Annotated in this window: 7 protein-coding genes and 1 pseudogene; 2 read left to right on the forward strand and 6 right to left on the reverse strand. The window is 45.5% G+C overall.

Annotation, left to right across the window (positions count from 1 at the left end; all coding sequences use genetic code 11):
* Positions 1-220 precede the first annotated feature (220 nt).
* From Q0438_RS07855 to Q0438_RS07880, 6 genes are all read right to left on the reverse strand, one after another.
* Positions 221-964, reverse strand: coding sequence for a hypothetical protein (locus Q0438_RS07855; protein WP_299189938.1), 744 nt, complete (start codon positions 962-964; stop codon positions 221-223).
* A 94-nt stretch (positions 965-1,058) separates the two neighbouring features.
* Entirely contained in the window at positions 1,059-1,415 is a 357-nt protein-coding gene (locus Q0438_RS07860) for a DsrE/DsrF/TusD sulfur relay family protein (RefSeq protein WP_299189939.1), read from the reverse strand.
* A 113-nt stretch (positions 1,416-1,528) separates the two neighbouring features.
* Positions 1,529-2,599 (reverse strand): glycosyl hydrolase, encoded by a 1,071-nt coding sequence (locus tag Q0438_RS07865; protein ID WP_299189941.1) that lies wholly within the window; start codon positions 2,597-2,599, stop codon positions 1,529-1,531.
* 135 nt (positions 2,600-2,734) lie between these two features.
* Positions 2,735-3,328 carry a hypothetical protein gene (locus Q0438_RS07870; RefSeq protein WP_299189942.1) on the reverse strand — a complete coding sequence of 198 codons (594 nt, stop codon included), beginning with the start codon at positions 3,326-3,328 and terminating at the stop codon, positions 2,735-2,737.
* A gap of 264 nt (positions 3,329-3,592) precedes the next feature.
* Positions 3,593-3,805 carry a 30S ribosomal protein S21 gene (gene rpsU, locus Q0438_RS07875; protein ID WP_005869392.1) on the reverse strand — a complete coding sequence of 71 codons (213 nt, stop codon included), beginning with the start codon at positions 3,803-3,805 and terminating at the stop codon, positions 3,593-3,595.
* Between the two features lie 51 nt (positions 3,806-3,856).
* Positions 3,857-4,450 carry a hypothetical protein gene (locus Q0438_RS07880; RefSeq protein WP_299189944.1) on the reverse strand — a complete coding sequence of 198 codons (594 nt, stop codon included), beginning with the start codon at positions 4,448-4,450 and terminating at the stop codon, positions 3,857-3,859.
* Between the two features lie 170 nt (positions 4,451-4,620).
* Here Q0438_RS07880 and Q0438_RS07885 point away from each other — a divergent pair.
* Positions 4,621-6,933 (forward strand): annotated as a pseudogene (locus tag Q0438_RS07885) (ribonucleoside triphosphate reductase).
* 17 nt (positions 6,934-6,950) lie between these two features.
* On the forward strand, positions 6,951-7,390 hold a 440-nt coding region (locus tag Q0438_RS07890; protein WP_299189945.1), incomplete at its 3' end, for an anaerobic ribonucleoside-triphosphate reductase activating protein.

Raw genomic sequence — 7,390 nt, forward strand, 5'->3', positions numbered from 1 at the left:
AAGGCGGTAATTTTTAAAATTCTTTTAAAATTTTTCATATCCAAATTTTACCTCGTTGCAGTCAAAAAGCATAAAATTTCGCTTTAAATTTTAAATCCCCGCGTATTATCCTCGCGCCTCGTCTACCGCTTTATTAAGGCTTTTTAGCGGCTCGCCTTTCTTTTGCCTCTTAGCAAGATGACTTCGTAGTCCACAGGCTCGCACCGCTTGTCGTATCCGTCTAAAAATAAATTTTTTCAATGTTATCAATGTTTATGTCGTGTAAATTTAAAAAATATTCTTTAACTTCTTCGTATTTGCTACGATTATAAATTATTAACGAATAATATTGTGGCGGAGTAAGATTGCCGCCGCCATACGACATCATATATGGTGATGCTACTGCTATTCTCGGGAATATAGTAAAAAATCTATCGCCATTTTTGCCGACAATTATACAAAGAATAAAATTTGCTAGTAATAATCCCAAAAAACCAAATATCCAAAACCCAATAAAAAACAAAAAAGACATAGCAACTATCATGGCAAAACTAAATATTAAGATGCAAACTAGAATCGCTTTTGTACCTTTTTTCTTAGAATAACCAAAAAGCGGTTTGCATATGGTTTCATTTAAATTTGTTAATTCTACCATTCTTCTTAATTTCAACTCGTTAGAATTTATTTCATAAAATTCAACAATAGAGTTTTTGATTAAAATTTTACTTTTCTTTGGATTGCCAAAAATTAAAAAGACGATAATCGTAAACGCAACTATACCGAATGCCAAAATATTTCCTAAAACTATATCCGATAATACTCCATTATCGAACAAAGCTTTTATGCTAAGCGGTATAGCCAGGGCGCATAAAAGCGGTATGGCGGTAATACAACTGTCATAAAAAACTTCATAATCGTACAAAGTAATCGGATCTTTGTCATAATCCCTTAGATTTCTATTTTCATTAAAAATAACGTTTTTCAAATTTAATCTTCTTATAAAATTTCATAGCAAATTTATAGATCAATATAGCAAAAGCTTCTTTGAAAGTTTTGCCCATCTTGAGCCTAAATTTAAACTAAAACGTAAACGTCCTGTCGCACTCGCAAACCCAGGTCGCAAGTATATCCATGCTGCCTTTTATTTCGTCGCTAAAGTAGGGCTCTCCTGCGTGCAAGCCGCATCTGCTTTGACAGCTGCCGCATACTTTTAGCGCCACGCCGCCGCCGTATAGCTCCTTTAGTTTGGCGAGCAGATCGATGTCGTAATCCCCGGGTTTTTCGGTGCTATCTCTTGCGAGATCGACCGCGTCATTCATAAGGAAAATTCTTACCTCCTCGCCTTTTTTATGCAGGTTTTCCGCTAACCTCAATGCGTTGTAGGTATTGTCCGAGCCGTTGTACGGCTGATTTGCCAGGATCAGTAGGATTTTCATTTTGCGCTCCTATGTTTAAAATTTTATTGAAAAGAATTCTATATCAAAGCGGGTTTGCATTGCCTTAAATTTAAGCTCGGAGATCGGAATGCCTAAATTTAGCCTTTATAAATTTAATTTTTCTCGCGATGAGCCAAATTTATAGCATCGATTAGGCTTTTTAGCAGCTCGTCTTTGTCGTTTGAAGTGCCAGATTCGGCGCCCTTTGCGCAGTCTTGCACGAAATACCACCAAAAGTACCCGCCCACGTAGTTTTGCACATAACGCGGCATCGTATAATACCGCCTCATCATCGCCTTTTTGCTCGCCTGCGTAGCGTCCGACGCCGTGTTTCCGCACTCGCCGATGCCAAGCTTCGAAGCGGGAAAGGCGCTTTGCAGATCGGTAAAAATTTCGCTCCAATCAGGCGCAAAGCCCTCATTGTCGTCCTCGTAGTAGCTTACGAAAAGATAATCCAGCCCATCTTTCATATCCTGCGGCACGAATTTTTGCAGCCACTCGCGCATTTCTATTTTTTGTACTCCGCTCGGCGTATAATACGCCGTAAGCGCCGTTTTAGCGCCTTTCTTGTGGATGAACTCGAATGCCGCGATCATCTTAGCGGCGATGAAATTCGCATCGTCCCCGAGCCAGCCCTCGCCGTTTATTTCGTTGCCGATCTCCCAGATCGCGACGTAGGGCGCAAGTGCGGCGTAGGCGTCCGCAAATCTCTTTTCGTAGCTTTTCACGCTTTTGTACGAGCTCATCTCATAGGAGTCCACGGGGCAGGCCATCACGTACGAAACCTCGCTAAGCCGCCTAAAAAGGGGCTCATACTCGCGCGGACTAATTTCTTTTGACATCACGACGCGCACGGTGGGCTTTGCGGGTAGGGCTTGCAGGGCGCGTACGATGCTTTGCAGCTTCGCGCCCGAGGCGTCTTGCGCGTCCTCGTACCAGCCGTCGTCGATCGTAACGCCCCAGATGAAGTCAGATTTAAAATTTTGCTTTGAAATTTTGCCGGGATCTGCGCTTACGCGCGCGTTTGCTTGCGCAGATGCGTTTAAATTTACGTCTGCGGAATCTGCTTTTGAAATTTTACTCGGGCTGTTGGACGCAAAGTTTGCGCCGCCAGCGCTGTATGGCGCGCCGCAAAAGAGCATAGCGCAGAAGATAACGCAGCAAAAATTTCTAAATTTAACCACGACTCGCCCCTTTAAATTTTAAAATTTAGATTTAAATTTATCCGCGCAGAGGGTCTACGGCGATGAAATTTTAAAATTTTATCTTTAAATTTCATCGCGGGTTCGCTTCTTTCGTATCGGCGCCTTTTTTGCGTCTTAAAATTTGCCGCGCAGTCCGTAGTCGCGGTAGGAGTGGGCGAAATTTGTCACGCTAAACATCGCGTAGGCGTTGAGCACCAGAGCGGCTAGATTTATCAAGGCCGCGGCGGGCACGGAAAATCGCGCCAAAAAGGCGGTGGCAAGCGCGGAAAGTACGAGCGAAACGAAGCAGTAGAAAAACAACGAAACGGCGCTGCTGTCGCCAAGCTCTTGGTAAAATCTGAAGAAAAATGCAAACGACGCAATAATTCCAAGCGCAAGCAAGATATGAGCTATAATGCCGCCCGCTAAAAATATGAATAATAAAACGCCCGCGAATATCGCTGCAAAGCCGATTATGGCGTTGCGAAAGAGGCTTTTACTCGCGCAGAGCCCTGCGGCGTTGTACACGCTAAAGATAAAAAGCACGAGCGCCGCGGTGCTTAGCAGCACGCCCAAGCCGCCGTAGGTGCCCATCGCGAGCAGCGCTAGCTCTGCGAGCGCTTTAAGCGCGCAGGCTGCGATGAAAGTGTATTTGATGAGCGCGATCTCTTTTTCTTGCGGGTTTACGGGCTGCTGATCTCTGGTGTGCAGGTAGTCGTTTAAATCCATATTCGCTCCTTGAAATTTATGCAGAAGTATATCTAAAAAACTAATAGGTAAAAATAAATTTCAAAATTTAGCGGCGCGTGGGAGTCTTGCAAAGCGGACGCCGCACGGAGGCGCGTAAATTTAAAAGGTAAATTTTAAAATTTAGAGCAGAATTTAGCCTTAGCAGAGTGGGTAAAATTTTAAGCGGGCTGTAAATTTAAAAAGATGTGAGATAAAATTTCGCGCAGATCTGCAAATTTAAAATTTACAAATCCGCGCAAATCGCTACAAGCGTGACTCATAGCGACGTAGCGTGTAAAGACGTTTAAGCATCTTTTTGCGAGCTGAAATTTTTTGCTTTTTGCGGACTTCCGTCATCGGCTCAAAAAATCGTCTCGCGCGAACCTCGGTAACGACTAGGTTACGATCGGTCTGCTTCTTAAAGCGTCTGTAAGCTTCGTCAAATGATTCGTTCGGATATACCTTTACTCCAGGCACTTTCCTCACCGCCTTTCAAAAAAATGAATCGTGAGTTTAGCGAAAAATTCCTTAAATTTGCTTTTGAAGCGCTTTTTTATACTTCCACACGCTTTTGTTGTTCTGCGTATCGATCAAGAAAAGTTCTAAAAATAGGGCATCGTCTGCTTGCGCCAGGGCTTTTTTGCCCTTTGCGGACGGCGGATTTTGCTCCGAGGCCGGTGAAATTTTGCCGATTAAAATATAATCCGGCTCATAAATCGAGCCCGTTCCTACGGTGTGATCGGTGCGCCTAAAGCCGTCGTTGCTGAAGATCAGCTCGTCCTTGCTCGGAGCGTCGGTTACGACAGCTTTGCCAGAATGCAGCAGCGAAATTCTAATTTTTTTGCTCAAAAACGCCGTATCTACGCCGCCGGTATTTGTGCTATCCAAAGGCTCGATGCCTACGATGCTGAATCTGCCGCTTTTTTTCTTTACGATACGCCTAGAGAGCAGATCGGCGACGCTTTCGCCGGCTATGCGCTCTAAATAGGCGTTTGGATATTTTACGTGATCGATCTCGGAGATAGCCGAATCGTCGGCGCTTTTAGAGCTTTTGAATGCGGTGCAGCCCGCAAAAAAGAAGCCCAGCAAAATCGTCAAAAATATTATTTTAAAATTTCTCATACTTTTTTCCAAATTTTATAAAATAACGTCCGCGATTATAGCGAGATTTAGTTAAATTTCGTTTTTTCTGGACAGAAATTCTGTAATAAACGTTCCACCGCGATTAATTTGTAATTAACTCTTAACGCGATATACTTCCTCTCAATCTATCAAAATTTCTCGGGGTGCTTATGAAAAAAATCATTAAAAGAGACGGAAGTTTTCAAGAATTTCAATCCTACAAAATAAAAGATGCTATCAAAAAAGCCTACAAAAGCGTCGGTACCGAGTTTGATGAAAAAGTCTTCGATAACGTAATGGGCGCGATCGTTTTCAAGGATAAATTAAGCGTAGAAGACATTCAGGATCTCATCGAGAAAAAGCTCTTCGAAGCGGGCGATTTCGACGTTTTGAAAAGCTTTATGATCTATCGCCATACGCACAAGATGCAGCGCGAGCACATTTTGGGGCTTGAAGAGGATACGACCTACATCAACTGCACTCAGACGGTCAATGAATATATCAGCAAGCAGGACTGGCGAATTTTGGCAAATTCCAATACCAGCTACTCAAACGCAGGCCTTATCAACAACACCGCCGGTAAGGTCATCGCAAACTACTGGTTAGATAAAATTTACTCTCGCGAGGAGGGCGCGGCTCACCGAAACGGCGACTATCACATCCACGATCTGGACTGCCTTACGGCGTATTGCGCAGGCTGGAGCTTGCGCGTGCTTCTAAACGAGGGCTTTAACGGCGTGCGCGGCAGAGTCGAGAGCAAGGCGCCGAAGCATTTCCGCGAAGCGCTGTATCAGATGGCCAATTTCCTTGGAATTTTACAGAGCGAATGGGCGGGCGCACAGGCGTTTAGCAGCTTTGACACCTATCTGGCGCCATACGTTTTCCGCGATAAATTAAGTGACGATGAGGTCAAAAAGGCGATTACGAGCTTCGTATTCAACCTAAACGTTCCGGCGCGCTGGGGTCAGAGTCCGTTTACCAACGTCACCATCGATATGACCTGCCCGGATGATCTAAAAACGCAGATCCCTACGCATAACAATGAGCATCTATTTAAAAATTTACGCGACGAGGAGCTTTTGGCAGAGGCTAAAAGGCGCGGCAAGGACTCGCTTGAGGCGATGACTTACGGCGATTTCGAGCCTGAGATGAACCGCATCGTGATCGCGTTTTACGAGGTTTTAACGACAGGTGATAAGTGCGGCCAGCCGTTTACCTTCCCGATTCCTACGGTAAATTTGACGGAGGAGTTTAATTGGGATACTCCTGCAGCCGATGCGGTTTTTGAAAACACCGCCAAGGTAGGCTCGAGCTATTTTCAAAATTTTATCGGCTCGCAATATATCACGAACGAAAAGGGCGAGCGCGTACCCAATCCAAAGGCGTATAAGCCGGGCGCCGTGCGCTCGATGTGCTGCCGCTTGCAGCTTGATCTGCGCGAGCTTCTTAAGCGCGGCGGAGGGCTTTTCGGGAGCGCGGAGATGACGGGAAGCATCGGCGTCGTAACTATAAATTTAGCCCGCCTAGGCTATCTGTATAAAAATAACGAGGAGGCGCTATATGCGAGGCTGGACGAGCTTTTGGAGCTTGCTAAATCGACGCTTGAAAAGAAGCGAAAATTTGTAACCGAGATGTTTGAGCGCGGCTTGTATCCATATACGAAGCGCTATCTGCCGGGCTTTAATAACCATTTCAGCACCATAGGTATCAACGGCGCAAACGAGATGATCCGAAATTTTAGTGGAAATAAAGAGGATATTACGACGGAATTCGGGCGTAAATTTGCCCTTAAGATGGTTGAGTATCTGCGCGAGAAGATCCGCTCGTTTCAGGAGCAGACGGGCAATCTATACAATCTCGAAGCCACGCCTGCCGAGGGCACGACGTATCGCTTCGCCAAAGAGGATAAGAAGCGCTACGCAGATATCATCCAAGCAGGATTTGATAAAAACATATACTACACCAATTCGACGCAGCTTCCGGCAAATTTCGGAAGCGATCCGTTCGAGGCGCTGGCGATGCAAGATGAGCTGCAAAGCTCCTACACCGGCGGTACGGTGCTGCATCTGTATATGAAGGAGCGCATCAGCTCGGCTCAGGCGTGCAAACAGCTCGTAAAAAGCGTAGTGCAAAACTACAAGCTTCCTTATATCACGATCACGCCGATTTTTAGCGTCTGTCATAAGCACGGCTACATCAGCGGCGAGCATGAATACTGCCCGAAATGCGATGAGGAGCTGCTCGCGGAATACAAAGCCAAGCAGAGCAAAGGCGCCTAAATAACGATTTAAATTTTAATCTTAATGAAAGGATGGAGAATGGAATTTCCAAAAGAGTTAGAAGCAAAACGCACAAAATGCGTCGTTTACACGAGAGTAATGGGCTATTTACGCCCAGTAGAGAGCTTTAATATCGGAAAGAAGGGCGAGCACAAAGAGCGCGTCTTTTTTGAAGAAAAAAAAGACAAAAAGCAGATCGCCTAGTCGCCGCTACCGGCCAAATGCAACAAACGCATACGAAGCCGCCGCAAGCCTTAAACCTGCGTAATGCGCAGATTTACGAGATCACGCCGTTTACGATGCTTGATTTTGCCGATCACATCGCCGCGATCGCGTGGTTTTGCGGCTGCAATATGCGCTGCAATTACTGCTACAACCCACAAATCGTTACTTCACGGGGTAAAATTTCAAACGAAGAGTTTCTGCGCTTTTTGGATGCGCGCGCGGGCAAGCTTCAGGGCATCGTATTTAGCGGCGGCGAATGCACCTGTGCGAGCGATTTTATCCCGCTGGCGCACGAAGTTAAGCGGCGCGGCTTTTTGCTCAAAGTAGACACCAACGGCTCGAATCCGCAAAAGATCGAAGAGGCGCTAAACTTAGGGCTGATCGATTATATCGCGCTTGATTTTAAGGCGCCGCGGCAGGATTTTGAGCTCATTAC

The sequence above is a fragment of the uncultured Campylobacter sp. genome (assembly GCF_938030785.1).
Lineage (GTDB): Bacteria > Campylobacterota > Campylobacteria > Campylobacterales > Campylobacteraceae > Campylobacter_B.

Coding starts and splice junctions, on each gene's coding strand:
- Q0438_RS07870 (WP_299189942.1), bottom strand. CDS start 3,328: ATGGATTTAAACGACTACCTGCACACCAGAGATCAGCAGCCCGTAAAC.
- Q0438_RS07860 (WP_299189939.1), bottom strand. CDS start 1,415: ATGAAAATCCTACTGATCCTGGCAAATCAGCCGTACAACGGCTCGGAC.
- Q0438_RS07880 (WP_299189944.1), bottom strand. CDS start 4,450: ATGAGAAATTTTAAAATAATATTTTTGACGATTTTGCTGGGCTTCTTT.